The sequence below is a fragment of the Streptomyces sp. 2114.4 genome (assembly GCF_900187385.1).
GTDB classification, from domain to species: domain Bacteria; phylum Actinomycetota; class Actinomycetes; order Streptomycetales; family Streptomycetaceae; genus Streptomyces; species Streptomyces mooreae.
Window position 1 is genome coordinate 6,823,489 of sequence record NZ_FYEY01000001.1, and the last position, 24,547, is coordinate 6,848,035.

The window sequence follows — 24,547 nt, forward strand, 5'->3', positions numbered from 1 at the left end:
GGTGACCGACGGTGCACCGGGCCGCCGCGGCCGCGCTGCGGCCGGGGTCCCGGTGGAGGAGTCACAGTGACGATACGTGGCAGGGGGCTGGGCGCCTTGAGGGAATGTGGTGAATTGTCCGAATTCGGCTTGCGCGTCGTGATGTGATTTTCGACAAATCGGGCGGTGGGTCGGGCATGGGTGGGCTCGTGGGCTGTGCCTCCTGGGTGCGTCCTGGGTTCCGGTTCCGGTGGGTGCGGGTGGGTTTCTAGGGGCGGGGCAGGGCCCTGCGGGGCTTGGCGGCGGCGCGTGGGCGGCGGGTGGCGGCCGCGCGCCGCCGTCGTACGCCGGACATCAGCTGGCGGCTGCGGAGCGCCATCTCGATCTCGAAGCGGGTCCGTGGGTCGCGAAGGCCGGCCCCGAACAGCTTCTCCAGCTGGCGCATCCGGTAGCGCACCGTCTGCGGGTGGATGCTGAGCGCCTTGGCCACCTCGGGAGCCCCCATGCCGCCGAGCCAGGCCAGCAGGGTGGCCTCCAGGCGCTCGCACCGCTCCGGCGTCAGTCCCGCCAGCGGGCTCAGATGGCGGGCGATCAGGGTGCGGGACAACGACTCGTCCTGGAGGAGCAGGAGGGACGAGAGGTGGTCGTCGACGAACACCACGCCGGCCTCGGGGCCGTCGTGCGGGGACGCCAGGTCCAGCAGCCGGGATGCCGAGCGTACGGACGCGGCGGCCTCGTGCGCCGGCACCGCATGGCCGACCACGGCGGCACGATGCCGCAGTACGCCCTTCAGCCTCGCCCTGCCGCTCTTGCCGTCGGCGAGCTGGGCGGGGATCAGCAGGCCCGGCGCCTCCTTGTGTGCGCTGACCAGACAGTCGCCCAGTGCGGACGCCACGAGATGGATGTCGGTGTCGGTGCGCAGCATGACGGCGCGCACCTTGTCGGGCAGCGGCCGGCCGCGTCGTAGCACCTCCTCGATCAGGCGGGTGACCTGCTGGTGACCGCCGCGCTCGATGACTTCCCGGAAGCCAGGATTGCGATCGCAAAGTGTTTGCGCGATCAGTTCGGCCAGGATCGCGAGTTGGTCGTCTTCGCTGTCGGCCCGGATGCCGCGTTGCGGTAAGGCGTCGTTGAGGGCTTCGCTCACCATTCTGCCTCTGTTTCATCGCGTTCGAAGCTGGTCCAGCCTGTTCTACCTCACCGGGCACGTGCCGTCGGCAGCTGACAGAACTCGTTCGGATGCCCTTTCGGAATCCGTCGGAAGTCCTTCCGCTTTGCGACAGAAACTGCCTGAGGTGCGGTGCCACAAGAGCGTACCCCCAGGTTCCGGTTGGAAGGAATCGTGGTGCAGCAGCGAAGAAAACGTGATGCTCACGCCAACGGGGCCGCACCGGCGGCTCCTGGACGGGGCGTCAGCCCGGTGGCCCTGGTTAGGGTGGGGGCGCTGTTCGGGCCCTCCGAACGTGCTGTGAACAAGTGATGTCAGGAATCCTGCGGACCGCCTCCTAGCTGCGATAGGACTGGTGAATGTGAAGATCCTCATCTCCGCGGACATGGAGGGCGCCACGGGCGTGACCTGGCCCGCCGATGTGCTGCCCGGCACCCCTCAATGGGAGCGCTGCCGCCATATGTTCACGTCCGACGTGAATGCGGCGATCGCCGGATTCTTCGCCGGCGGGGCCGACGAGGTGCTGGTCAACGAGGCGCACTGGACCATGCGCAATCTGCTGCTGGAACAGCTCGACGAGCGGGCGCAGATGCTCACCGGGCGGCACAAATCGCTCAGCATGGTCGAAGGCGTGCAGCACGGCGATGTCGACGGCATCGCCTTCGTCGGCTACCACACGGGGGCGGGCACCGAAGGCGTCCTCGCGCACACCTACCTCGCCAACACCCTCACCGGCGTCTGGGTCGACGGCACCCGGGCGAGCGAGGGCTATCTGAACTCCCTTGTGGTCGCCGGGTACGGCGTGCCGGTGGTGCTGGTCACCGGCGACGACCGCACCTGTCAGGACGCGCTGGGCTACGCCCCGCAGGCACCGGCCGTGGCGGTCAAGGACTATGTGTCGCGCTATGCGGCGGTGTGCCGGCCGCCGGCCCGTACGGCGGCCGAGATCCGGGCCGCGGCCTGCAAGGGAGCGGGGCTGGCGGTACGTCACGAACCCTCCCGGCGCGGGCCGTTCCGGGTCGAGATGGAGTTCGACGCCGAGCACCTGGTGGGCGCGGCGACCTGCGTTCCCGGCGTGGAGCGAACGGGAGAGCGCCGCGTTGCGTATACCAGTGGGGACATGTACGAGGGGATCCGGTGCTTCAAGGCCGTGACCACCGTCGTGTCGTCCGCCGTGGAGGAGCAATATGGCTGAGCGGGAGAGGGCCGGGGAGACCGGCGGCGTCGGGCAGCAGGCGCTCGACGAGGTGGTGCGGTTCACCTCCGAGCTGATCCGGATCGACACCGCCAACGCCGGCGACGGCGCCTGCCGGGAGCGGCCGGCCGCCGAGTACGTCGCCGAGCGGCTGTCCGGGGCCGGGCTGACGCCGACACTGCTGGAGCGCAGCAAGGGCCGTACGAATGTCGTCGCCCGCATCGAGGGCACCGACCCCGGGGCCGACGCCCTGCTGGTGCACGGACATCTGGACGTGGTCCCCGCCGAGCCCGCCGACTGGAGCGTGCACCCCTTCTCCGGGGAGGTCCGCGACGGTGTGGTCTGGGGCCGGGGCGCCATCGACATGAAGAACATGGACGCGATGGTGCTCGCCGTCGTACGGGAGTGGGCCCGCGGCGGAGTGCGGCCGCGGCGCGACATCGTGCTGGCCTTCACCGCCGACGAGGAGGCCAGTGCCGAGGACGGCTCCGGTTTCCTGGCCGACCGGCACGCCGGGCTTTTCGAGGGCTGCACCGAAGGCATCAGCGAGTCCGGGGCCTTCACCTTCCACGCGGACCGCGGGATGCGGCTGTACCCGGTCGCGGCGGGGGAGCGCGGCACCGCCTGGCTGAAGCTGACCGCCCGGGGCCGGGCGGGGCACGGCTCGAAGGTCAACCGCGACAACGCGGTCAGCAGGCTGGCCGCGGCCGTGGCCCGGATCGGCGCGCACGAGTGGCCGGTCCGGCTCACCCCGACCGTGCGGACCGCTCTCGGCAGGCTCGCCGAGCTGCACGCCGTCGACGTGGACATCGAAGCGCCGGACTTCGATGTCGATGCGCTGCTCGGCCGGCTCGGCGCGGCCGCCAAACTGGTTGAGCCGACCGTCCGCAACAGCGCCAATCCGACGATGCTCGCGGCCGGTTACAAGGTCAATGTGATCCCGGGATCGGCCGTCGCCTACGTGGACGGCCGGGTGCTCCCCGGGGGAGAAGTGGAGTTCCAAGCGGCCCTGGACGAGCTCACCGGACCCGGGGTGAGCTGGGACTACGACCATCGCGAGGTCGCCCTGCAGGCCCCGGTCGACTCCCCGGCGTATGCCGCGATGCGGGCCGCGATCGAGCGCTTCGACCCGGACGGCCATGTCGTGCCGTACTGCATGTCCGGTGGCACGGACGCCAAGCAGTTCTCCCGGCTGGGCATCACCGGCTATGGTTTCTCGCCGCTCAAACTGCCCGAGGGGTTCGACTACCAGGCGCTCTTCCACGGCGTGGACGAGCGGGTGCCGGTCGAGGGGCTGCACTTCGGCGTCCGGGTGCTCGATCACTTCCTGCGGACGGTCTGACCGGCCGGAGCACGCCCGACCGGTGGAGGAGAGGAACTGCACATGGTGACCACGGCTCCGTACGGCGGCTGGACGTCCCCGATAGACGCCCGGGCGGTCGCCGCGCACGACGGCCGGCCGGCCTTCGTCGGCGTGGTCGGCGACGAGGTGTGGTGGACGGAGCCGCGGCCCGCGGAGGGCGGCCGGCGGGCGCTGGTCCGCCGGCGGCCGGACGGCACCGAGGAGTCGGTGCTGCCCGCGCCCTGGAACGTCCGCAGCCGGGTGCTGGAGTACGGCGGCCAGCCCTGGGCCGGCACGGTCACCGAGCACGGACCGCTCGTCGTCTTCAGCAACTTCGCCGACCAGCGGCTGTACGTCTGCACACCGGACGGCGGCGACGCCCCGCGCCCGCTCACCCCGCTCTCCGGCATCGGTGGCGGACTGCGCTGGGTCGATCCCGTGCTGCGCCCGGAGCTCGGCGAGGTGTGGTGCGTCCTGGAGGAGTTCACGGGCGACCGGCCGACCGAGGTGCGCCGGGTGATCGCGGCCGTGCCGCTCGATGGTGCCGCCGCCGAAAACCGCTCCCGCGTACGGGAGTTGAGCGATGACCGGCACCGCTTCGTGACCGGCCCGCGGATCTCCCCCAACGGGCGGCGGGCCGCATGGATCACCTGGGACCACCCCCTGATGCCCTGGGAGGGCACGCTGGTGAGGGTGGCCCGGGTCACCGGCAAGGGCGAGTTCGAGGACGTCCGGACGCTCGTCGGCGACCTCGGCACCGGCGCGCCGGGCGGCGGTGCGGCCGGGGAGTCCGTCGCGCAGATCGAGTGGACGGCGGACGGCTCGCTGCTCTTCGTCTCGGACCGCAGCGGCTGGTGGGAGCTGCAGCGCATCGATCCCGACGGCGGCGCGGAGCCTGGTGTGGGGGAGGAGCCGGGGAACGGGGAGGGCGACGGGGCGGTGGCCCTGTGCCCCTCGCGGCAGGAGGAGTTCGGCGGGCCGCTGTGGAATGTCGGGCAACGCTGGTTCCTGCCCCTGGAGAACGGCACCGTCGCGGTGATCCACGGCCGCGGCTCCACCACCCTGGGCATCCTCGACCCGGTGACCGGGGAACTCGTCGACTCCGCCGGTCCGTGGACGGAGTGGGCGCCCACCCTCGCCGTACAGGGCAGCCGCGTCCTCGGCATCGCCGCGGGCCCGCACAGCTCGTACGAGATCGTCGAGCTGGACACCTGCACCGGACGCACCCGGGTGATCGCCTGCCGGCACGCCGACGTCCTGGACCCGGCCTACTACCCGCGGCCGCGGAGCCGTACCTTCACCGGCCCCGACGGCCGGGACATCCACGCCCACATCTATCCGCCGCACAACCCCGACCACCGGGCGCCCGACGGCGAGTTGCCGCCCTTCGTGGTGTGGGCACACGGCGGCCCCACCGGCCACGCCCCGATGGTGCTCGACCTGGAGATCGCCTACTTCACCTCCCGGGGCATCGGCATCGCCGAGGTCAACTACGGCGGGTCGACGGGCTACGGCCGGGAGTACCGCGAGCGGCTGCGCGGCCAGTGGGGCGTGGTGGACGTCGAGGACTGCGCCGCCGTGGCCCGGGCGCTCGCCGACGAAGGCACCGCCGACCGTGCGCGGCTGGCCATCCGCGGCGGCAGCGCCGGCGGCTGGACCACCGCCGCCTCCCTGACCGCCACCGACCTCTACGCCTGCGGCACCATCAGCTATCCGATTCTGGACCTGACCGCCTGGGCCACCGACGAGACCCACGACTTCGAATCGCAGTATCTGGAGTCGCTGGTCGGTCCCCTCGCGGAGGTGCCCGACCGCTACCGCGACCGCTCGCCGCTGCACCGCGCGGACCGTATCGCCGCGCCGTTCCTGCTGCTCCAGGGCCTGGACGATGTGATCTGCCCGCCCGTGCAGTGCGAACGGTTCCTCGCCGCGGTCGCCGGGCGCGGTACCCCGCACGCCTATCTGGCCTTTGCCGGGGAGGGGCACGGCTTCCGCCGGGCGGAGACCATCGTGCGCGCCGTGGAGGCCGAACTCTCCCTGTATTCACAGACCTTCGGCCTCGCCCGGAGCGATGTCCCGGTGCTGGAGCTGCGCGGATGACCGCGGCGGAGCGGGTACGTGCGCCACGGCTGCGGCCCGGCGACCGGGTGGCGGTGGTGGCACCCAGCGGCCCCCTCACCCCGGAGCGGCTGGACCGCGGGCTGGACGTACTGCGGGGCTGGGACCTCGACCCGGTCGCGGCCCCCCACGCCAGGGACACCCACCCGACGCTGCGCTATCTGGCCGCGGCCGACGAGGAACGGGCCCGCGACCTGCAGGAGGCGTGGTGCGACCCCGCCGTCAAGGCCGTGTTCGCGGCGCGGGGCGGCTACGGCGCCCAGCGGATGGTCGATCTGCTGGACTGGGACGCCGTCCGGGCCGCGGCCCCCAAACCGCTGGTCGGCTTCAGCGATGTGACGGTGCTGCACGAGGCGTTCGCGGTGCGCGCCGGGGTGTCCACCCTGCACGGACCGGCCGTGGCGGGGGAGGTCTTCCTCAAGGACGACGCCACCCGCGAGCATCTGCGGCGCACGCTGTTCGCACCCGAGACCGTCCGGACCCTGGCGTCGCCGACCGCCCGGCCCCTGGTGCCCGGGCGGGCCCGCGGCGTCACCCTCGGCGGCTGTCTGACCATGCTCGCCACCGAGGTGGGCACCCCGCGGGCCAGGCGCGGCGCGGCGGGCGGCCTCCTGCTGCTGGAGGACATCGGGGAGCCGCCGTACCGCCTCGACCGGGCGCTCACCCAACTCCTGCGCGCGGGCTGGCTGGACGGCGTCGCCGGGATCGTGCTCGGGTCCTGGGCCGGCTGCGGTCCCTACGACCGGGTGCGGGAGGTGCTGAGGGACCGGCTGGGCGGCCTCGGGGTGCCGGTGGCCGAGGAGTTCGGCTTCGGGCACGGCGACAGTGCGCTGACCCTGCCGCTGGGCGTCCCCGCCGAGCTGGACGCGACGGCCGGCACGCTGCTCTTCGAGCGGCCGGCGACCGTCTGAACGGGGCCCGGGGGTGGTGGCTCAGTCGTCCGTGACCGAGATGGCCTGCACCGGGCAGGCGCGGGCGGCCTCGCGTACCAGCGGGTCGCCCGCGCCGTCCTCACGGCCGGGCAGCAGGGCGCTGAAACCGTCGTCGTCCTGGGTGAAGACTCCCGGCGCGGTCAGGGCGCACTGGCCGGCGCCGATACAGCGGTCGGTGTCGATGGTGATCCGCATTCCGGACCCCTTTCGTTCGTCTGCCGTCATGGCTGCTACCAGGTCAGCGGCAGTTCGATCATTCCTTGCAGGGTGTCGCCCGGCTTGAAAGGAATCTCGGCGGCCGGCACGGCGAGGCGCAGGTCCGGGATCCTGGTGAACAGCGAACGCAGCGCGATGTCCATCTCGGCGCGGGCGAGGTTCTGCCCCAGGCACTGGTGGATCCCGAAGCCGAACGCCACGTGGTGGCGGGCCGAGCGGTCGAGGTCCAGCTCGTCCGGCGACGGATAGGCGGTCTCGTCCCGGTTGATCAGCGAGGTGGGGAACAGGACTCCGTCGTCGGCGCGGATGACCTGCCCGCCGATCTCGATGTCCTCCGTGGCCACCCGCAGCATGCCGTCCGCGATGGACAGGAACCGCAGCAGCTCCTCGACGGCCGCGGGCATCAAGCCCTCCTCGGCCTTCAGCTGTGCCAGCTGCTCGGGGTGTTCGAGCAGGGTGAAGGTGCCGAGCGAGATCATGTTGGCGGTGGTCTCATGGCCGGCCACCAGCAGGATCATGGCGAGCCGGACCAGGTCCTCGTGGGCGAGGTCGCCGGACCGCAGCCGCTCCTCGATCAGCTCGTCCAGCAGACCGTCGCCCGGGTTCTTCTCCTTGTGGGCGATCAGCTCGGTGAAGTACTCCTCCAGCTCGGTGCGGGCGGTCTCCGCCTCCTCGGCCGTACGGCTGCGCAGCAGACGGCTGGACGCGTCCTCGAAGAACTCGTGGTCGGAGTACGGGACGCCGAGCAGTGAGCAGATCACCATCGAGGGGACCGGCAGCGCGAACGCGGAGACCAGCTCGGCGGGCGGGCCCTGGGCCAGCATCCGGTCGAGCAGTCCGTCGACGATCCGGTGGATGTCCGGCCGCAGCGCGGCGACCCGCTTCACGCTGAAGCTGGGGATCAGCATCCGGCGCTGGGTGTTGTGCTCGGGGTCGTCGACGCCGATCAGCGGGGTCCTGACCTGGCGGATCGCCGCGAAGCGCGCGACCGGCATCGGGAAGGCGGGGTTCTGCCGGTCGGCGGAGAGCCGCTGGTCGCTCAGCAGCGCCCGTGCCTCGCCGTGGCCGGTTACCGCCCATATCTTGCGGCCGTCGTAGAGCGCGACATGCGTCAGCGGTCCGCTCTCCCGCAACGGCTGGTAGCCGGCGGGCGGGTGGTAGGGACAGGTGCGGTCCTGAAAGTAGGAGATGGCTTCGGTCACGGAATTCCTCCCGTACGAGGAGCTCAAGTGCGTCGAGCTGCTCGGGTGTGAGATGTCCCTGCTGAAGCGCGCCGTGTTGGCCGCGCTGATCTCACCTCATGCCTCGGATACCGGGCACGTCTATGCGCAGTTCGGCCATTTTCTTTCAGGTTCGCTCATTTTCGGAATTCTCGCCTCCGTTCAAGGCCGTACGAGGGTTTCGATCACCCCGTCCAGATAGCGGTCGCGGGCGGCACCGTATGGAGATGCCCCTGTTCGTGGTCCGCACGGTGCCGCGCCGTTCCCACCGCCGGCCGGCGCTCGCCGCACCGGACGCGGGGGAGCGGCCGAGGGCGCGGGGGTGATCCGGGGCCCGTGCCACCCGCGACGGCACCACCGCAAACTGCTGGCCCCCTGCCTTCCCCCTCCGTACGCTCCTCCGGTGACGACCAACGACCGCTACCTCGCACACGGCCCGCGGGTGGGCATCCGGCACTTCACCGCCGCCGACCGGGACGAGTTCACCGCGCTGGCCCGGCAGAGCACGGAACTGCACCGCCCCTGGCTCTTCCCGCCGGCCGAGGACACCGCCTACGACGCCTATCTGCACCGGCTCCAGGAGCCGGCGCGCGAGGGCTTCTTGATCTGCGATCTTGCCGACGGGCGGATCGCCGGCTACCTGACGGTCAACAACATCGTGTACGGCGCGTTCCGTTGCGGTGCGATCGGCTACGGCGCCTTTGCGCACGCCGCCGGGCGGGGGCTGATGAGCGAGGGGCTGCGGCTCGTCCTGCATCATGCCTTCGGGGAGATGGGGCTGCACCGGCTGGAGGTCAATGTCCAGCCCGCCAACGAGCGGTCGATCGCCCTGGTCAAGCGGGCCGGATTCCGGCTGGAGGGGTTCTCCCCGGACTTCCTCTTCATCGACGGCGCCTGGCGCGACCACGAGCGCTGGGCGATCACCGCCGAGATGGTCGCCGGGGGAGCCGTGTGAGGCCGAACCGGCCGCGCTTCAACGAGCCGGGCACCGGCGCGCAGCCGTCCGACGAAGCGACCGGCAGCGGGACTTGCGGTTGATCTTCATGGCCGGCTGAGCGCGATCACACCCGTGTGGCGCTCCTCGCCGAAGCCGACCTCGTGAGGTCCTTTTTGCGCAACCCTGACCTCACCCGGCCGCAAGGAGCCCTGTGCAGAGGGGCGATCACGCGGTTCCATGGTCAACAGGAGGCCGCCACAGCCGGGGTGGCCCGGTCCAGCATTGCGAGGCAGCCGTGGCCACGAGAGTGCGACGCACCACCCTGACCCTCCCCGCAGCCCCCCTCGGCCCCGACAACCCCCTTCCCGCGCTGCGCGGCGGCCGGGACCCGCACCGCACCGAGACCCGGGACGCCCGCCTGCCCGCCGACATGGCACGGCAGATCGACAGTGCGCCGCTGCGCTCGATCCTGCCGACGCGGATGCGTGACGGCTACGGCCGCACCCGCCGTCCCACCGGCCTCGACGCGCTGGTCATCGAGAACGACCGGCTGCGCGCCACCGTCCTGCCCGGCCTCGGCGGCCGGGTGTACTCCCTGCACCACAAGCCCACCGGCCGGGAACTGCTGTACCGCAATCCGGTGTGGCAACCCGCGGCCTTCGCCCTCAACGGCGCCTGGTTCTCCGGCGGCATCGAATGGAACATCGGGGCCACCGGCCACACCACCCTCTCCTGTTCCCCGCTGCACGCCGCCCGTGTCCCGGCGCCGGACGGCGGGGAGATGCTGCGGCTGTGGGAGTGGGAACGGCTGCGCGACCTGCCCTTCCAGGTGGACCTGTGGCTGCCCGACGGCTCCGACTTCCTCCATGTGGGTGTCCGGATCCGTAACCCGCACCACCACATGGTCCCCGTCTACTGGTGGTCCAACACCGCCGTCCCCGAAGGCGAGCGCACCCGTGTCCTGGCCCCCGCCGAGGAAGCCTGGCACTTCGGCTACGAACGGTGCCTGCGCCGCGTTCCGGTCCCCGGCTCCGACGGCATCGACCGGACGTATCCGCTGCGCAGCGAGTTCCCCGCCGACTACTTCTACGAGGTGCCCGACGGCGCCCGCCCCTGGATCACCTCCCTCGACGCCGACGGCCGCGGCCTGGTGCAGACCTCCACCGACACCCTGCGCGGCCGCAAGCTCTTCCTGTGGGGCGCCGGCCGGGCCGGGCGGCGCTGGCAGCAGTGGCTCACCGAGCCGGGCACCGGCGGTTACGCCGAGATCCAGGCAGGCCTGGCCCGTACGCAACTGGAGCAGGTACCGCTCGACGCCGGTGCGGAGTTCGCCTGGCTGGAGGCCTACGGGCCGCTGGAGGCCGACGCCGCGACCGTGCACGGCACCAACTGGGACACGGCCCGCCACGAGGTCGCGGCCCGGCTGGAAGCCGCCCTGCCGCGCGCGGACGTCGATGCCGCCTACGCCGCCTGGCTGCCGTACGCCGACCAGGAACCGAAGGAATCGCTGGCCACCGGCTCCGGCTGGGGCGCACTGGAGGCCGCCCGCGCGGGTCTGGAGCTGCCGGGCACGCCGTTCGACGCGGCCGCGCTGGGCCCGGAGCAGGAGCCCTGGCTCACGCTGCTCAGGACCGGGGACCTGCCGGCCGGCCGCCCGGTGCCCGGACCTGCGCTGGTCGGGCCGGCCTGGCGCGATCTGCTGGAGTCCGCCCCCTCGGGCGCGGCCACCGAATATCACCTGGGGCTCGCCCAGTGGCACGCCGGTGACCGCGCCCAGGCCGTCCGCAGCTGGGAGCGTGCGCTCGGGCACGGCGCCGGCGCCCTGCCGCTGTACTGCCTGGCCGTTGCCGAAGCGGAGGCGGGCGAGACCGGGCGCGCCGCCGACCGCTCTCTGCAGGCCTGCGATGAAGCGGCGCGGGCGGCGGCGGAGCCGGGACCGGGCGCGCGGGACTGGCGGCCGGTGCGGTCGGCCCTCGTCCGGGAGGCGGTGCCCGTGCTGCTCGCGGCCGGCCGTACCGACGAGGCGGCGCGGCTGCTGGCGGCCCTGCCGCAGCCCGATCCGGCCGACGGCCGCTTCCGGTTGCTGACCGCGCAGGTGCTGCTCGCCCAGGGGAAGCCGGCCGCGGCCCGGGAGATCTTCGACGCCGGCTTCGAGATCGCCACGCTGCGGGAGGGCGAGGAGGCGCCGGCCGATACCTGGTTCGCCATCGCCGAGCGGCTGGTCGCGGGCGGCGGGCCGGTCACCGAACGGGTCCGCGCCGAGGCCCGTTCCCGGCATCCGCTCCCGGAGCGGTACGAGTACCGGATGCGGCCGGTGCAGGGCGGGTCGTCGGTGTAGCCCCCTTGGCCCCTTCGGCCCCTTCGGCCCCTTCAGCTGGTCCAGCCCGGTTGCGGCGGTGCACCCGGGCCGTACGGTGGGCCCGTCCGGCCGGTGCGCCCGGCGGGTGGCGCCACCGCGTACCCGCCGTCACCCCAGCGGCTTGTCGAGCACCGCCTTGCTGTGACTGAAGGTGTCGAGGGAGTACTCGCCGTGATAGCGCCCCATCCCGCTCTCGCCCACCCCGCCGAACGGCAGGTCGGGCGCGCTGAGATGGGCGACCGGCAGTCCGAAGGTGAGCGCGCCGTCGTCGCACCTCGCCTACGCCCGATTCGGTGACCTTCCGCGACCCTGGAATGAACCCCGGCCGTCACGCGTTGTGACGGTCATGAAGGCAATCATCGCAAAGAGCTACGGCGGCCCCGAGGTCCTCGAATACGCCGACCGTCCCGATCCGAAGGTGGGCCCGGACTCCTTCCTGATCCGGGTCAAGGCGGCCGGGGTCAACCCGGTGGACTGGAAGATCGTCGCCGGCTATCTGGACCCGATGATGGACGGGCACTTCCCGCTCACTCCCGGGTGGGACGTGGCGGGCGTGGTCGAGGCGGTGGGCGCGGACGCCACGGAGTATGCGGTCGGGGACGAGGTCATCGGCTATGTGCGCAAGGACGAGGTGCAGCACGGAACCTACGCAGAGTTGGTTGCCGCGCCGGTCAGGACGCTGGCGCACAAGCCCGCCTCGCTCAGCTGGCAGCAGGCCGCCGGGCTTCCGCTCGCCGGGCTGACGGCCTATCAGTCGCTCAAGCGGGTCGGTGTGCGGGCGGGCGAGACGGTCCTGGTGCATGCCGCCGCTGGGGGTGTCGGCTCCCTCGCCGTCCAGATCGCGGTGGCGCAGGGCGCCCGTGTCATCGGCACGGCGAGCGAGCGCAACCACGACTTCCTGCGCTCCCTGGGCGCCGAGCCGGTCACCTACGGTGACGGCCTCGCCGACCGGGTGCGGGCCCTGGCGCCCCAAGGCGTCGACGCGGCCGTGGACTTCGTCGGCGGTGGCGTCGTGGAGGTCTCGCAGGAACTTCTCAAGGACCGCAGCCGGGTGGCGTCGATCGCCGACGGCGAGGTCAAGGACAAGGGCGGCCACATGGTGTGGGTGCGCCCGGACACCGCCGATCTGACCGCGCTCGGCGCACTCGCGGACGCGGGGAAGCTGAGCGTGCCGGTCGAGGCGATCCTCCCGCTGTCCGAGGCCGCCGAGGCGTTCCGGCGGAGCATGGCCGGGCGGGCCCGCGGCAAGATCGTCCTTGAGGTGTCCTGACCACGTCCGGTGCGGGCCGCCGCCGCCGGACGGAGGCGGCGGCGGCCCGCACCGCTGTGATGACGGCACCTCAGGGCCGTGACGGAGGGCGTGGTGGACGCGGTCAGTCGCCGCTGACCTCTCCGACGGCAAAGCGGCGGGCCTCGCGCCGGCCTGCGTAACGCTCCTTGCGCTTGCGCTGCCTGGCCATCTGCTGGCGCTCCTTGACGCAGCCGCGCACACTGCACCCCGAACAGCAGGTGCGGCGGAACAGCAGCGTGCCGGGGTGCTCCCACCGGCAGCGGGTGTCCGGGGCCTCTCCCGTCCCCGTCGGGGCCGGCGGCAGGTCACAGGCACCGTAGCGGTGATCGTGGACCGGCCGGGGATCGTGCTCCGCGTAGCGCACCCACACCGGCTTCGTCCTGTCCGTACGGGACATCTCGTTCCTTCCGGAACCGCCGCCCGGGCTCCGGACCTTCCGGGCGGGCGGCTGGGTTCGCCACTTCACGGCGACACGCTCCTTCCTTCGTCCGCGGCACCGGTCGGGCGCCTGCGAGCACCATCCACCGGAGTGGAAAGCCTTCCAGGATATCGGCAACTTAGTTCGATTTCACGGGGTTTCGAGTTTGCCGTTCTTGGCCGTCCGGAGTGGAGGCGTTACGCCGCCAAGGGCACCGTGCGGTCGAGGAATTCCCTTACCGTTGCGCCCAGTTCCGCCTGGTGCGTGAGGTAGAAGTCGTGATGCCCGTCGATCGTCACGACTTCGGTGCCGGGCCGGCGACGGACCATCTCCTCGGCGTGCCGGCGCGGCACGACCGCACTGCGTTCGCCCCGCACGACCATCAGCGGCTGCTCGACGGCGGTGAAGTCGTCCCACCAGTCGCCCCGGACGGCGACCTTGGCGGCCTGCACTTCCTCCGCCCGCCACAGGAACCGCCACCCCTCGGGTTCCTCCACCGCGCTCTCGGTGAAGTGCCGGGGCTCGTCCACACCCGCGAGTGCGTCCAGCATCGCCCGCATGCTCGGGAAGTGTGTCGGCAGTGCGAGCAGCTGATCGTCGCCGAGCGGTGCCCGGTACTCCGCCGGAAAGTCCACCACGGCCACGGCCGAAGTCAATTCCGGTCGACGTGCGGCCAGTTGATACGCGGTGATGCCGCCGAGCGAGTGTCCGACGGCCGCAACGGGGCCGAGTCCGAGGTGTTCGACGAGCGCCGCCGCGTCGCCGATATAGGCCTCCCGCCCGTGGTCGTCGGGGTGGTCGGAGAGGCCGTGGCCGCGCTGATCGAGCGCGATGAGCCGGTATCCGGGTCCGAGGTGGCCGGCGAGCCCGAGCAGGGAGCGGCCGCGTCCATAGGCGCCGTGCAGTGCGAGGACGGGGCGGCCGGTGCCGCCGAGGTCGAGGTAGGCGAGACGTATGCCGTCCGGGGTGCGGAAGTACTGCGTGGTTGCCGTCGTCATGGCTTTGACTCTAACAGGGCTATGCCTCGATTAGAGTCATCTCGATTAGAGGTATCGCTACTCGAGGTATCTCCCATCGATGTGCCTCTACTAGAGGCATAGCCCATGACGTGGCTACTCTGGACCGCCACGACGACCGCGAAGCACGCACCTCGGAGGCCCGGTGCTCACCCTCTGCATCCTCGGATTCCTCGACGAGGAACCCCTGCACGCCTACGACCTGCGCGCCCGCATCTCCGGCCTCAGTGGCCATGTGCGCCCCGTGAGCGACGGCGCTCTCTACCCCGCCATCAAGCGTCTCGAGGCCGCCGGGCACCTCACCCGCCACATCGAACCCGGTGAACGCGCCACGCCCCGCCAGGTCCTCACCCTCACCGCATCCGGCCGAGCCGAATTCCTGCGTCGGCTGCGCGAACCCGCCGACCTCGAAATCACCGACCGCAACTCCTTCTTCATCCTCCTGGCCTTCCTCGGCCGGCTGCCCGACCCGGCCGACCAGGCCCGCGTACTACGCCGCCGCCTCGCCTTCATGGACGAGCCCGGCAGCTACTTCTACGAGGACGGCCGGCCGCTGCGCGCCCGCGACATGACCGACCGATTCCGGCGCGGCATGCTCCAACTCGCCCACGCCACCAGCAAGGCCGACCGTGCCTGGCTGGAACGCACCGTCGGAGAGCTGGCAGGGGGTGTCTCGCCGTGACGGCTGCGGTAGTGGGCTTTGCGCTGTTCGCCCTGGTGATGACGGTGACCCCCGGCCCGGACACCCTGCTGGTGCTGCGCAACTGCGTGCGGGGCGGGCGGCGTACGGGGGCGGCCACGGCCGTCGGCGCCGCGCTCGGCTCGCTCGCCTGGGCGGTCGCCGCGGCGGTCGGGCTCGCGGCGGCACTGCAACGGTGGGATGCGGCGTTCACCGCCGTACGGCTGGCCGGTGCGGCCTATCTGGTGCTGCTGGGCGGGCAGGCGCTGTGGGCCCACCGGCGGTCGGGCTCGGTCGCCGAGTCCGGGGACGCGCCCTCGGTGGCGGAGGTGCCGGACGGCTCCGCCGCATACCTGAGGCCGGTACGCGCCTTTCGGCAGGGGCTGTTGAGCTGCCTGCTCAACCCCAAGGTCGGCATCTTCTTCGTGGCCGTGGTGCCGCAGTTCCTGCCTGGCGGGCACTCGGTCCTGGGAGCGACGCTGTTCCTGGGCGCGATCGACGCCGCCATCGCGGCGGGCTGGCTGCTGCTGGTCGTCGTCTGCGCCGGCCGACTCCTGGAGCGTCTGCGACGTCCCCGCGTACACCGCAACCTGGAGCGCGCGACGGGCGGTGTGCTCGTCGCGCTCGGGGTGGGGACGGCGGTGGAGACGGCCGTGGGGTAGAGGGGGCGGGGCCCTCGATACCTCTAAGCCTCCGCCTCCTGCTTCCGGTCGACGTACTCGAAGATCGAACCGTCGGGGTGGCGGGCGACCAGATTGCGGCCGATCGGCGTCGGCAGCGGGCCGGCGACGATGTCCGCGCCGACGGCCGTCAGATCGGCCACCGCATCGTCCACATCCTTGACGGCGATGGTCGCTGTGATCTTCCGCAGCACCGACAACTCCGCTTCGGGCCCGCTCATCAGGAAGAAGCACCCGACGGCCGCGACCGCCACCCCGCCGCGCTGGAAGCGGACCGCTTCGGCGCCGGTCAGCCGTTCGTAGACGCCGATCGCCGCATCGAGATCGCCGACGCACACCCGCAATGAGGTCCCCAGAATGTCCATACCGGCAACCCTAGTTGGGTGGCCCGCGGGTACGCGATCACTTGGTCGTCATCGACCGCTCTCCGTCGTCTTGTGACAAGGGAGCGCCCGGACGACGGAGCCTGACGCCCCTGGCCTCCGGCCGCCAGGCCCCCCCGGGCGTCCCCGGCCCTCCCGTTCGTCAGACGCGGCAGAGGATCTCGCCGTGCAGGATGCCGAACCAGCCGTCCTCCTCGGCGCCCCACGCCCGCCAGGCCGCAGCGATCCGGTCCAGCTGCTCCGTGGTGGCGTGCCCGCCGTCCACCGCGATCCGCGCGTAGGAGGAGCCGACCGTACGCTCCGCCCACAGCTCGCTCCACCAGGAGCGCTCCTGCGGGGTGTGGTAACACCAGGTGCCGGCCGTGGCGGTGATCGCGTCCGGGGCGAAACCGGCCTGCCGTGCCCAGGCGTGCAGCCGGCGTCCCGCATCCGGTTCGCCTCCGTTGGCGCGGGCGACCCGCAGGTACAGCCGCAGCCAGTCGGCCATCCCGTCGACCTCCGGGTACCAGGTCATGGCCGAGTAGTCCGAATCCCGGACGGCGACGATTCCGCCGGGCTTGGTGACCCGGCGCATCTCGCGCAGCGCCTGGACGGGGTCGCCCACGTGCTGCAGCACCTGATGGGCGTGCACCACGCAGAAGGTGTCATCGGGGTAGTCCAGTGCGTGGACATCGCCGACCGCGAAACGGACGTTTGTCAGGCCCCTGCCGGCGGCGGTGGCGCGTGCCTGGCGCAGGACGTCCGGTGCGTGCTCCAGGCCGGTGACCTGCCCGTCCGGCACCAGGGCCGCCAGGTCGGCGGTGATGGTGCCGGGGCCGCAGCCGACGTCCAGGATCTGCATGTGCGCCTGCACCGCATCCCGGAGGTATCCGGCCGAATTGTCGACGGTGCGCCAGGTGTGGGAGCGCAGTACGGACTCGTGGTGGCCGTGGGTGTAGACGGCGGATTCCTGCGGCATGGCCGGCTCCTTCGCATGCGGGGGAGCGGTGGCCGGTGCGCACGGCATCCCGGCCACCGCCCGGCGGCCGCACGTACCCGCGCGGCCGCTCTGCGGCGTGGTGATCACACCGTACGCCGCAATCTCGCATCATGAGAGTAGGGTCTCATCATTCGGGCAGCAGGCGATAGACCGTCAGTGCTTCGTTCTGCTTGTCCAGCGTCAACTCGGCCGGTGCGGGCGCCACTTCGCCGTCGAAGGCCAGCGTCGTGCCCTCCGGGAGCCCGCTGATCCGCAGTCGCGACAGACGCGCCTCACCGAGCACCGGAGAGCTGCGCGGGGTGCCCAGCAGGGCCGCGGTGAGCAGCCGGGTACGGGCCAGCCGGCCGCCGTGCACCACTCGCACATCGAGCACCCCGTCCGCCAGGTCGTGGCGGCGCACCGGAGCGAACCCCAGCCCCCGGTACTGAGAGTTGCCGGCGAACAGCAGCCACACGGCCCGCCGCTCGCCGTTGATCGTGAGGGTCAGCGGCTCGGCGGTGCGCAGCACCTCCCACGCCGCGAGCACCCCCGCGGGCCAGGCGCCGATCTTCCCGGCCCACCGCTCCCGGATCCGCACCAGCTCCGGATACGCGCCGATCGAGAAGGTGTTGAGGAAGTGCCGCGCCTCCGGATGCGGCCCGGCCCGGAAGCGCGCCACGTCCACCGCGACGGCCTCACCGGTCTCCACGGCGCGTGCCGCCGCCGCATAGGTTTCGATCCCGAGGTCGTACGCGAAGTGGTTCAGGGTGCCGCCGGGCAGCACCGCGAGCGGCAGCCCGTGCCGGAGTGCGACCTCCGCCGCGGCATTGACCGTGCCGTCCCCGCCGAGCACTCCCAGCGCACCGCCCAGTGCCTTGGCCCGCTCCGCGGCATCTTCCAGTGCCTTGTCCAGCGGCTCCCCGTCCGGCCCGCTGCACACCGTGACCTCGGCCTGCGGCAGTACTCCGTGCACCTCCTCGGTGCGGTCCGGTCCGGGGCCCGTGCGCTGCCCTGAGCCCTGGTTCGCCACCACGACCAGACCCCGGCCGCCCGGCAGCGCGGGCGCCTCGGCGCGCGGTCTCGCGGGCGGCGCCAGCTGGGCGCGGGTCGGCGCGAAACCCCGGACCGCAAACGCCGCACCGGCCCCCAGCGCGGCACCCGCCAGCACATCACCCGGATAGTGCACGCCCGTATAGACGCGGGAGAACGCCACCGAAGCGGCGACCGGCGCCAGCGCCAGGCCCCACCACTTGTTCTCGAAGGCGACACCGGTCGCGAAGGCCACCGCCGAGGCCGCGTGCCCGGACGGGAACGAGGAGGTGACGGGCTGACGGTGCAGCTGCCGTATGACCGGCACCGCGTCCAGCAGCGGTCGCTGGCGCCGGACCGAGCGCTTGCCGAGGGTATTCACCGTCGCCGACGCCACGGCCAGCGACGCCACCCCGCGCAGCGCCGCCCGGCGCATCGGCCGGCCGCCCAGTGCGGCCGCGCCGGCCGCGATGCCGAACCACAGCAGTCCGTGGTTGGCGCTGCGGGTCAGCCGGGGCAGGACCCGCTGCGCGCCCGGCCATTCGCGGGAGGCGATGAGGTGGAAGGTCCGCCGGTCGAGTTGGGGAAGTAGCGATCGCATGCGCCCTCTTGTACCCCAGACTCGCCGTAACAGGCAGGAAGGGGCTGCTGGGGGCGGTGCGCGGCATTGCGCGGCCGTGGCGGGGCGGTGCGCGGCGTCGCATGGGCGGTGCCGCGCGCAGACCGGGCTGCCGCGCCCCGGCGCCCCTGCCCCGGCTGTCTCTGCCGACCGCCCGTGTGCCCCGGCCCCTTGCCCCGGCCCTCCGTGCTTCGCTGTCGGGATGATCAGGAAACGGCGCGACACCGACCTCGCCGCCTGTGTGGCGCTCCTGGCCGAGGTGCACACCCACAGCGGCTATCCACACCGCTGGCCGGACGACCCGGCGCGCTGGCTGGCCCCCGACGGACTGACCGCCGCCTGGGTCGCCGAGACCGACGGTACGGTCGTCGGCCACGCGGCGCTGTGCGGCCACGAGGTCAGCCGGCTGTGTGTCGCACCCGGCGCCCGCGGCGCGGGCCTCGGCGGACGGCTGCTGCGCACCGTCGAGACGGCGGCGGCCGCCCGTGGGCTGCGCCCCGTACTGGAGGTGAAGGCCACCGACACCGCGGCCATCGGCCTCTACGAGCGGCTGGGCTGGATCCGCCGCGCCACCGAGCGGCAGGAGTGGGACGGCGGTGAGGTGGTGACGGTGCATCGCTACGAGCCCGGTGCGGTGAGCGCGGGTATGGCCCCGCGCTGACGTGTCGCCCGGCCGCCACCCCCGCGATCTGCCAAGGTGGACGGGGCCGCCTCAGGGGACGTCCTGGGCGTTTCCCCAGGGCGAGGGGCCCACGATCGACCCGCCGTCGTGGAGTGGAGGTACGGATGCAGCGGACCGCCCCGGATCCGCAGCAGGAGCCGGACCCGGATCCGCCGGCCGGCCTGCCGGTCCTGCCGGCGCTCGCCGCGTACCTCTCCGCGGCGGCGGACCGCACCGAAGCCGAGCCGCCCGGCGGCAGCACGCCCCTGCGCACCGCCGCCTGCGGCTACTGGGAACGCCGCGGCCTGGTCACCACCCCCGACCGGGTCCTCGCCGCCCCCGGGGCGCCGGCCCTGCTCCTCGCGCTGTACGCCGCGACGGACGGGGCGGTGGTGCTGCCGCGGCCCTGCTCCGAGTGGTACGCGCCGCCCGCCCGGCAACTCGGGCGGCCGGTGCACCTCGCGCCCGTACCGCCGGAATCGGGCGGCGTGCCCGACCCGTTCGCGCTGCTGGAGACCGTCCGCCGGGCCCGGATGCACGGCGACAGCCCGCGCGTCCTGGTCCTGGCCGTCGCCGACGATCCGACCGGCACCTGCCCCGCGCCCGAGCAACTGCACGAGGTCTGTGAAGCGGCGGCTCAGGAAGGACTGTGGATCATCAGCGACGAGACGCGCCGTGATCTGCTGCACGATCCGCATGACACCGTGCTGCTCAGCCCCGCCGAGATGCTGCCCGGCGAGGTCGTGGTGCTCACCGACCTGCGGGCCACGCTGGTGCCCGCCTCCTGGCCGGCCGCGCTGGCCCGCTTCCCCGGCACCGAGCGCGGAGCCGTCCTGCGGGCCGCCGTGCTGGACGCGCTCACCGCGGTCCCGGTGCCGATTCCGGGGCCGGTCGGCTGCGCCGTCACCCATGCGCTCGGCGAACCCGACGAGGTCCGCGCTCGTACGGCCACCGCCGCCCGGGTGTACGGCATGCTCGCCGCGGCGCTCCACCACACCGTCACCGAGGCCGGCGCCCTCTGCCGCCCGCCGCACTCCGGCAGCCATCTCTACGCCGACCTCGAACCGCTGCGCCGGCCGATGGCGGCCCGCGGAACCGTGGAATCCCGCGCACTGGAGCGGAAGTTGGCGCCCTGGGGGGCGCGCGGCGGACACCGTTTCGGCGACGCGCCGGGCGCCCTGCGGGTACGCCTCGGCGTCGAGGCGCTGCTCGGCGCCGACCGGGAGCTGCGGCAACGCGTCCTGGCCGCGCCGGACCCGCTGGAACTCCCGCATGTCACCCAGGCGCTGACCGCCCTGGCGCGGGCGCTGGCCGGACTCACGACGTCCGCGGACGGCTGATCACCACCGCGCCCCGCCCGCCGGTTCCGCCCCCGCCCGCGGGGGTCCCACCCCCGCCCGCCACAGCCCGCCGCTCCCGCCACAGCCCACCGGATGCGCCCCCGGACCCGGTCCGTAGGGGTCAGGAGGGTGCGTTCACGGCGGCGGTACGGGCGGCCGGGTGCAGTGCGGCGTACTCCAGGGGCGCCGACGGATCGATCGAGACATCCAGCGGGGCCGGTGCGGCGCCCGCCCGGACCAGCAGATCCCCGATGGCGGCGACCATCGCGCCGTTGTCGGTGCACAGCCGCAGCGGCGGCACCCGCAGGGTGATCCCGGCGGCGGCGCAGCGCTCCTCCGCCAGGCTCCGGACCCGGGAGTTGGCGGCGACCCCGCCCACCACGACAAGGGTGCCGACGCCGTGGGCGGTGCAGGCGGCCACCGCCTTGCGGGTCAGGACATCGGCGACCGCCTCCTGCAGCCCGGCCGCGCCGTCCGCCACCGGCAGGGCCCGGCCGCGGTGCCGCTCCGCCCATCGTGCGGCGGCGGTCTTGAGCCCCGAGAACGAGAAGCCGTACGGATCATCACGCGGCCCGGTCAGCGGACGGGGAAACCGCACGGCGCCCGCGTCGCCCTCGCGCGCGGTCCGGTCGATGGCCGGCCCGCCGGGATGAGGGAGCCCGAAGACCCGGGCGACCTTGTCGAAGCACTCGCCGGCGGCGTCGTCCAAGGTGTCGCCGAGGTGCACGATCGGATCGCGGGCCAGGTCGCGGACGAGCAGCAGCGAGGTGTGGCCACCGGAGACGATCAGCACCACACAGGGGTCGGGCAGCGGACCGTGCTCCAGGGTGTCGGCCGCGACATGGCCGGCCAGGTGGTGCACCCCGTACAGCGGCACGTCCAGCGCGTACGCCAGGCTCTTCGCCCCGGCCAGCCCGACCTGGAGCGCACCGGAGAGCCCCGGCCCGGTCGTCACCGCGACCGCCCCGACATCGGACATCCGCAGCCCGGCCGCCTCCAGCGCCCGGTGTACCACCGGGGTGAACGAGTGGACATGGGCGCGGGCGGCGATCTCCGGCACCACGCCCCCGAACCGGGCGTGCTCGGCCATGCTGGAGGCCACGGCGTGCCCCAGGAGCCGGCCGTCCCGCACCAGCCCGGCGCCCGTCTCGTCACAGGACGACTCGATGCCCAGCACGACGGGTGTCCCACGCATGCCGTTCTCCTCTCGCACACTGCGCCCGGGGTCATGCCTAATTGCTAATTGCGCAGAGCTAGTTATTGCATATCATACGCAATAAGTGGACCTGTCCAGGGAATCCCGTCGTCCACCCGCGAGACCGCAGATCTTTCACCGACAGGCCCCCGTGACGGGAGTATTCGCGGCGATTTTGAAGCGTGCCGCCGATCCGGTGACCATGTGCACCGTCCGGCACACCGGACAGCCCGGCACGACGAGAGATGCGCCCCACATGCACCGCAGCCCTGCCGCTCAGCCCCCCGAGACCGGCTCTGACCTGCACACGCAAGCCAAGTCACCGTTTCGGATGAGCCTGTTCACCGCCACCTGCCTGGTGATGGGGAACATCATCGGTGGCGGCATCTTTCTGCTGCCGGCTTCGGTCGCCCCGTTCGGTACCGTCAGCCTCGTCGCCTTCGGCGCACTGACCATCGGCGCCCTCGCGCTCGCCCTGGTCTTCGGGCGGCTCGCCGAGCGCCACCCGGACACCGGAGGTCCCTACGTCTACGCGCGCGAGGCGTTCGGCGACTTCGCCGGATTCCTCTCCGCCTGGTCGTACTGGACCATGACCTGGGTCAGCAACGCGGCGCTCGCGGTCGCCATCGTCGGCTACGTCCACGTCCTCCTCCCCGGCCACCCCTCCCGCGGCGCCGACCTCGCGATCGCACTCGTCGCGCTCTGGCTGCCGGCCCTCGCGAACTTCGCCGGCACCCGCTACGTCGGCCTGGTCCAGACGATCTCCACCGTCCTCAAGTTCATCCCGCTCCTCTTCATCGCCGTCGTCGGCCTGTTCTTCTTCGACCCGGCCAACCTCGGCCCGTTCCACGAAGGCAGCGGCAGCGCGGCCGGCGGAATGTCCGCGGCCGCGGCGATCCTCCTCTACTCCTACGTCGGTGTGGAGTCCGCCGCGATGAGTGCGGGCGAGGTCCGCGACCCGGAGCGGAACGTCGGCCGGGCCACCGTCCTCGGCACCATCGGCTCCGCCGTCGTCTACCTCCTGGGCACCGTCGCCGTCTTCGGCACCGTTGCCCACGACAAGCTGGTGAAGTCCCAGGCGCCGTTCTCCGACGCGGTGAACGCCATGTTCGGCGGACACTGGGGCGGTACGGTCGTCGCGCTCGCGGCCGTCGTCTCGATCATCGGCGCCCTCAACGGCTGGACGCTGATGAGCGCCCAGTCCCCGTACGCCGCCGCCAAGGACGGGCTGTTCCCCGCGCCGTTCCTGACCAAGCGGCGCGGCGTCCCGACCTTCGGCGTCCTGGCCGCCGGTGTGCTGGCCAGCGCCCTCACGGTGATGAACTACCTCATCGGGTCCGGCGGCGTCTTCGAAATCCTCGTCCTGATCACCACCTTCTCGGCGACCGTCCCCTACCTCCTCGCCGCCGGCGCCCAGGTCTACTTCCTGCTCACCGGCCGCCGCGACCAGGTCCGCCCCGCCCGCTTCGCCCGCGATCTGACCCTCGCCCTGACCGCCTTCGGCTTCACCTTCTGGCTCGTCGCCGGCGCCGGCTACGCAGCGATCTACCAGGGTGTGCTCTTCCTGTTCGCCGGCATCCTGGTCTACGCCTTCATGGCGGCCCGGCGTACGGCACGACAGGCGGAGACCGCGGCCACGGCTGCCACGACGACCACGGCTGCCACGACGGATGCGCCTACGCCCGCGGACTCCGAAGAGGTTCCCCCGCCCGCCGCAAGTGCCGCAGTGCCTCCGCGTACGACCTGATCAGCCCCGTCTCGTGGTACGGGACACCGATCTCGGCGCAGTAGGCGCGCACGATCTCCCGCGCACGGCGCAGATGCGGCGTCGGCATGCTGGGGAAGAGGTGGTGCTCGATCTGGTGATTGAGCCCGCCGAGAAGGAAGTCGGTCACCACCCCGCCCCGGATATTGCGCGAGGTCAGCACCTGACGGCGCAGGAAGTCCGGCCGGGCGTCACCCGTCAGCGTCGGCATCCCCTTGTGATTGGGCGCAAAGGTGCACCCCAGATACACACCGAAGACGGCCTGGTGAACGAGGAGGAAGGCCAGCGCCTTACCGGGTGACAGCACCAGGAACAGCGCGGCGAGATACAGGCCGATATGCGTCAGCAGCAGCGCTGCCTCGCTGCCCCAGTGCTTCATGGTGGGCGACCGCAGCGCGCGGATGCTCGAGACCCGCAGATTGAACCCTTCCAGCGTCAGCAACGGGAAGAACAACTGCGCCTGATAACGGCCGATGAAGCGGGGCAGCCCCGCGGCGGCCCGCGCCTGGTCCTGCGACCACACCAGGATGTCCGGCGCGACATCCGGGTCCAGCTCCTCATGGTTGGGGTTGGCGTGATGCCGGGTGTGCTTGTCCATCCACCAGCCGTACGACATCCCCACACCCAGGTTGCCGAACAGCCGCCCACCGACCCCACTGGGCCGACGCCGCCGGAACACCTGCATATGCGCCACATCGTGGGTGACCAGCGCCATCTGCCCGAAGACGAACGCCAGGAACACGGCCACGGCCAGTTGCCACCAACTGTCGCCCAGCGCGAAGAACACCACCCAGCCCCCGGCGAACGCCGCGCTCACGGCCGACAGCCGCACCGCGTAGTACCCGGGCCGCCGCTTCAACAGCCCGGCCGCGACGATGCGCCGCGACAGCCGCGCAAAGTCGCTGCCGACGGGTGCTGCCGCATCGGCGGGCCGGGAAGGGTTCTCAAGCCTCGTTGTCATGCGGACGAGTCTTCTGCCACCGCGCCCGCCCGGACAGCCGGTCGGCCCCCGCCCGGACGGCTGGTTCGCCCCCGCTTCGACGGCTG

23 protein-coding genes and 1 pseudogene are annotated in these 24,547 nt (G+C 72.5%); 13 read left to right on the top strand and 11 right to left on the bottom strand.

The genetic code is table 11. From position 1 onward, the window contains the following. Nucleotides 1-247 precede the first annotated feature (247 nt). Entirely contained in the window at nucleotides 248-1,129 is an 882-nt protein-coding gene (locus CFW40_RS30125) for a helix-turn-helix domain-containing protein (RefSeq protein ID WP_088800946.1), read from the bottom strand. A 379-nt stretch (nucleotides 1,130-1,508) separates the two neighbouring features. On the opposite strand from CFW40_RS30125, the gene CFW40_RS30130 reads away from it, so the two are divergent. From CFW40_RS30130 to CFW40_RS30145, 4 genes are read left to right on the top strand one after another with little or no spacing between them, the layout of a single operon-like run. Continuing rightward, on the top strand, nucleotides 1,509-2,342 hold the full coding sequence (locus CFW40_RS30130; protein ID WP_088802452.1) for a M55 family metallopeptidase: 834 nt from the start codon (nucleotides 1,509-1,511) through the stop codon (nucleotides 2,340-2,342). Continuing rightward, entirely contained in the window at nucleotides 2,335-3,684 is a 1,350-nt protein-coding gene (locus CFW40_RS30135; protein WP_088800947.1) for a M20/M25/M40 family metallo-hydrolase, read from the top strand. Before CFW40_RS30130 ends, CFW40_RS30135 begins: the two co-directional genes overlap by 8 nt. 42 nt (nucleotides 3,685-3,726) lie before the next feature. Beyond that, nucleotides 3,727-5,784 (top strand): prolyl oligopeptidase family serine peptidase, encoded by a 2,058-nt coding sequence (locus tag CFW40_RS30140; protein ID WP_088800948.1) that lies wholly within the window; start codon nucleotides 3,727-3,729, stop codon nucleotides 5,782-5,784. Continuing rightward, complete coding sequence (locus CFW40_RS30145; RefSeq protein WP_088800949.1) at nucleotides 5,781-6,713, top strand: LD-carboxypeptidase; 933 nt, start codon at nucleotides 5,781-5,783, stop codon at nucleotides 6,711-6,713. The genes CFW40_RS30140 and CFW40_RS30145 overlap by 4 nt, the downstream gene beginning before the upstream one ends. 21 nt (nucleotides 6,714-6,734) lie before the next feature. Here CFW40_RS30145 and CFW40_RS30150 read toward each other — a convergent pair whose 3' ends face one another. Continuing rightward, nucleotides 6,735-6,929, bottom strand: coding sequence for a ferredoxin (locus CFW40_RS30150; RefSeq protein ID WP_088800950.1), 195 nt, complete (start codon nucleotides 6,927-6,929; stop codon nucleotides 6,735-6,737). 35 nt (nucleotides 6,930-6,964) lie between these two features. Continuing rightward, complete coding sequence (locus tag CFW40_RS30155; RefSeq protein WP_088800951.1) at nucleotides 6,965-8,152, bottom strand: cytochrome P450; 1,188 nt, start codon at nucleotides 8,150-8,152, stop codon at nucleotides 6,965-6,967. On the opposite strand from CFW40_RS30155, the gene CFW40_RS37320 reads away from it, so the two are divergent. From CFW40_RS37320 to CFW40_RS30165, 3 genes are all read left to right on the top strand, one after another. After that, complete coding sequence (locus tag CFW40_RS37320; protein ID WP_093491307.1) at nucleotides 8,139-8,372, top strand: hypothetical protein; 234 nt, start codon at nucleotides 8,139-8,141, stop codon at nucleotides 8,370-8,372. The genes CFW40_RS30155 and CFW40_RS37320 overlap by 14 nt on opposite strands. Before the next feature lie 201 nt (nucleotides 8,373-8,573). Then, nucleotides 8,574-9,125 carry a GNAT family N-acetyltransferase gene (locus CFW40_RS30160; RefSeq protein ID WP_088800952.1) on the top strand — a complete coding sequence of 184 codons (552 nt, stop codon included), beginning with the start codon at nucleotides 8,574-8,576 and terminating at the stop codon, nucleotides 9,123-9,125. Between the two features lie 277 nt (nucleotides 9,126-9,402). After that, on the top strand, nucleotides 9,403-11,445 hold the full coding sequence (locus CFW40_RS30165) for a DUF5107 domain-containing protein (RefSeq protein WP_088800953.1): 2,043 nt from the start codon (nucleotides 9,403-9,405) through the stop codon (nucleotides 11,443-11,445). A 129-nt stretch (nucleotides 11,446-11,574) separates the two neighbouring features. Here CFW40_RS30165 and CFW40_RS36390 read toward each other — a convergent pair. Continuing rightward, a pseudogene (locus tag CFW40_RS36390) lies at nucleotides 11,575-11,730 on the bottom strand (aldehyde dehydrogenase family protein); the annotation flags it as partial. Nucleotides 11,731-11,812: 82 nt separating this feature from the next. Here CFW40_RS36390 and CFW40_RS30170 point away from each other — a divergent pair. After that, complete coding sequence (locus CFW40_RS30170; protein WP_088802453.1) at nucleotides 11,813-12,736, top strand: NADP-dependent oxidoreductase; 924 nt, start codon at nucleotides 11,813-11,815, stop codon at nucleotides 12,734-12,736. A gap of 103 nt (nucleotides 12,737-12,839) precedes the next feature. Here CFW40_RS30170 and CFW40_RS30175 read toward each other — a convergent pair whose 3' ends face one another. Then, nucleotides 12,840-13,154 (bottom strand): hypothetical protein, encoded by a 315-nt coding sequence (locus CFW40_RS30175; protein WP_088800954.1) that lies wholly within the window; start codon nucleotides 13,152-13,154, stop codon nucleotides 12,840-12,842. Between the two features lie 218 nt (nucleotides 13,155-13,372). Continuing rightward, nucleotides 13,373-14,173 carry an alpha/beta fold hydrolase gene (locus CFW40_RS30180; RefSeq protein ID WP_088800955.1) on the bottom strand — a complete coding sequence of 267 codons (801 nt, stop codon included), beginning with the start codon at nucleotides 14,171-14,173 and terminating at the stop codon, nucleotides 13,373-13,375. Nucleotides 14,174-14,336: 163 nt separating this feature from the next. Here CFW40_RS30180 and CFW40_RS30185 point away from each other — a divergent pair, with 163 nt between their 5' ends. Together CFW40_RS30185 and CFW40_RS30190 are read left to right on the top strand one after the other, a co-directional pair. Then, nucleotides 14,337-14,873: a PadR family transcriptional regulator gene (locus tag CFW40_RS30185; RefSeq protein ID WP_088800956.1), complete on the top strand. Its 537-nt coding sequence runs from the start codon at nucleotides 14,337-14,339 to the stop codon at nucleotides 14,871-14,873. Then, nucleotides 14,870-15,532, top strand: coding sequence for a LysE family translocator (locus CFW40_RS30190; protein WP_176956339.1), 663 nt, complete (start codon nucleotides 14,870-14,872; stop codon nucleotides 15,530-15,532). Before CFW40_RS30185 ends, CFW40_RS30190 begins: the two co-directional genes overlap by 4 nt. A 23-nt stretch (nucleotides 15,533-15,555) precedes the next feature. Here the strand turns inward: CFW40_RS30190 and CFW40_RS30195 are convergent, their stop codons facing one another. From CFW40_RS30195 to CFW40_RS30205, 3 genes are all read right to left on the bottom strand, one after another. Next, the gene (locus tag CFW40_RS30195; protein WP_088800957.1) at nucleotides 15,556-15,915 is read right to left on the bottom strand and encodes a VOC family protein; all 360 of its coding nucleotides are present in this window, start codon (nucleotides 15,913-15,915) and stop codon (nucleotides 15,556-15,558) included. A gap of 160 nt (nucleotides 15,916-16,075) precedes the next feature. Beyond that, complete coding sequence (locus tag CFW40_RS30200; protein ID WP_088800958.1) at nucleotides 16,076-16,891, bottom strand: class I SAM-dependent methyltransferase; 816 nt, start codon at nucleotides 16,889-16,891, stop codon at nucleotides 16,076-16,078. Nucleotides 16,892-17,039: 148 nt separating this feature from the next. Continuing rightward, nucleotides 17,040-18,521 (bottom strand): bifunctional phosphatase PAP2/diacylglycerol kinase family protein, encoded by a 1,482-nt coding sequence (locus tag CFW40_RS30205; protein WP_088800959.1) that lies wholly within the window; start codon nucleotides 18,519-18,521, stop codon nucleotides 17,040-17,042. Nucleotides 18,522-18,741: 220 nt separating this feature from the next. Between CFW40_RS30205 and CFW40_RS30210 the strand changes: the two genes are divergently transcribed. Both CFW40_RS30210 and CFW40_RS30215 read left to right on the top strand, forming a co-directional pair. After that, nucleotides 18,742-19,200, top strand: coding sequence for a GNAT family N-acetyltransferase (locus CFW40_RS30210; protein ID WP_088800960.1), 459 nt, complete (start codon nucleotides 18,742-18,744; stop codon nucleotides 19,198-19,200). 125 nt (nucleotides 19,201-19,325) lie between these two features. After that, nucleotides 19,326-20,540: an aminotransferase class I/II-fold pyridoxal phosphate-dependent enzyme gene (locus CFW40_RS30215; RefSeq protein ID WP_088800961.1), complete on the top strand. Its 1,215-nt coding sequence runs from the start codon at nucleotides 19,326-19,328 to the stop codon at nucleotides 20,538-20,540. Between the two features lie 121 nt (nucleotides 20,541-20,661). Here CFW40_RS30215 and tsaD read toward each other — a convergent pair whose 3' ends face one another. Next, nucleotides 20,662-21,735, bottom strand: coding sequence for a tRNA (adenosine(37)-N6)-threonylcarbamoyltransferase complex transferase subunit TsaD (gene tsaD / locus CFW40_RS30220; RefSeq protein WP_088800962.1), 1,074 nt, complete (start codon nucleotides 21,733-21,735; stop codon nucleotides 20,662-20,664). A 331-nt stretch (nucleotides 21,736-22,066) separates the two neighbouring features. Between tsaD and CFW40_RS30225 the strand changes: the two genes are divergently transcribed. Next, nucleotides 22,067-23,482 carry an amino acid permease gene (locus tag CFW40_RS30225; protein WP_088800963.1) on the top strand — a complete coding sequence of 472 codons (1,416 nt, stop codon included), beginning with the start codon at nucleotides 22,067-22,069 and terminating at the stop codon, nucleotides 23,480-23,482. Here the strand turns inward: CFW40_RS30225 and CFW40_RS30230 are convergent. Continuing rightward, nucleotides 23,412-24,461 (bottom strand): acyl-CoA desaturase, encoded by a 1,050-nt coding sequence (locus tag CFW40_RS30230; protein WP_088800964.1) that lies wholly within the window; start codon nucleotides 24,459-24,461, stop codon nucleotides 23,412-23,414. The genes CFW40_RS30225 and CFW40_RS30230 overlap by 71 nt on opposite strands. Nucleotides 24,462-24,547 lie beyond the last annotated feature (86 nt).

What these genes read in the sequence shown, in the direction of transcription:
- CFW40_RS30135 (WP_088800947.1), top strand. Translation starts at nt 2,335, where the DNA reads ATGGCTGAGCGGGAGAGGGCCGGGGAGACCGGCGGCGTCGGGCAGCAG.
- CFW40_RS30230 (WP_088800964.1), bottom strand. Translation starts at nt 24,461, where the DNA reads ATGACAACGAGGCTTGAGAACCCTTCCCGGCCCGCCGATGCGGCAGCA.
- CFW40_RS30210 (WP_088800960.1), top strand. Translation starts at nt 18,742, where the DNA reads ATGATCAGGAAACGGCGCGACACCGACCTCGCCGCCTGTGTGGCGCTC.
- CFW40_RS30225 (WP_088800963.1), top strand. Translation starts at nt 22,067, where the DNA reads ATGAGCCTGTTCACCGCCACCTGCCTGGTGATGGGGAACATCATCGGT.
- CFW40_RS30195 (WP_088800957.1), bottom strand. Translation starts at nt 15,915, where the DNA reads ATGGACATTCTGGGGACCTCATTGCGGGTGTGCGTCGGCGATCTCGAT.
- CFW40_RS30170 (WP_088802453.1), top strand. Translation starts at nt 11,813, where the DNA reads ATGAAGGCAATCATCGCAAAGAGCTACGGCGGCCCCGAGGTCCTCGAA.
- CFW40_RS30140 (WP_088800948.1), top strand. Translation starts at nt 3,727, where the DNA reads ATGGTGACCACGGCTCCGTACGGCGGCTGGACGTCCCCGATAGACGCC.
- CFW40_RS30175 (WP_088800954.1), bottom strand. Translation starts at nt 13,154, where the DNA reads ATGTCCCGTACGGACAGGACGAAGCCGGTGTGGGTGCGCTACGCGGAG.
- CFW40_RS37320 (WP_093491307.1), top strand. Translation starts at nt 8,139, where the DNA reads ATGGCTTCGGTCACGGAATTCCTCCCGTACGAGGAGCTCAAGTGCGTC.
- CFW40_RS30125 (WP_088800946.1), bottom strand. Translation starts at nt 1,129, where the DNA reads ATGGTGAGCGAAGCCCTCAACGACGCCTTACCGCAACGCGGCATCCGG.
- CFW40_RS30180 (WP_088800955.1), bottom strand. Translation starts at nt 14,173, where the DNA reads ATGACGACGGCAACCACGCAGTACTTCCGCACCCCGGACGGCATACGT.
- tsaD (WP_088800962.1), bottom strand. Translation starts at nt 21,735, where the DNA reads ATGCGTGGGACACCCGTCGTGCTGGGCATCGAGTCGTCCTGTGACGAG.
- CFW40_RS30200 (WP_088800958.1), bottom strand. Translation starts at nt 16,891, where the DNA reads ATGCCGCAGGAATCCGCCGTCTACACCCACGGCCACCACGAGTCCGTA.
- CFW40_RS30150 (WP_088800950.1), bottom strand. Translation starts at nt 6,929, where the DNA reads ATGCGGATCACCATCGACACCGACCGCTGTATCGGCGCCGGCCAGTGC.
- CFW40_RS30205 (WP_088800959.1), bottom strand. Translation starts at nt 18,521, where the DNA reads ATGCGATCGCTACTTCCCCAACTCGACCGGCGGACCTTCCACCTCATC.
- CFW40_RS30145 (WP_088800949.1), top strand. Translation starts at nt 5,781, where the DNA reads ATGACCGCGGCGGAGCGGGTACGTGCGCCACGGCTGCGGCCCGGCGAC.
- CFW40_RS30215 (WP_088800961.1), top strand. Translation starts at nt 19,326, where the DNA reads ATGCAGCGGACCGCCCCGGATCCGCAGCAGGAGCCGGACCCGGATCCG.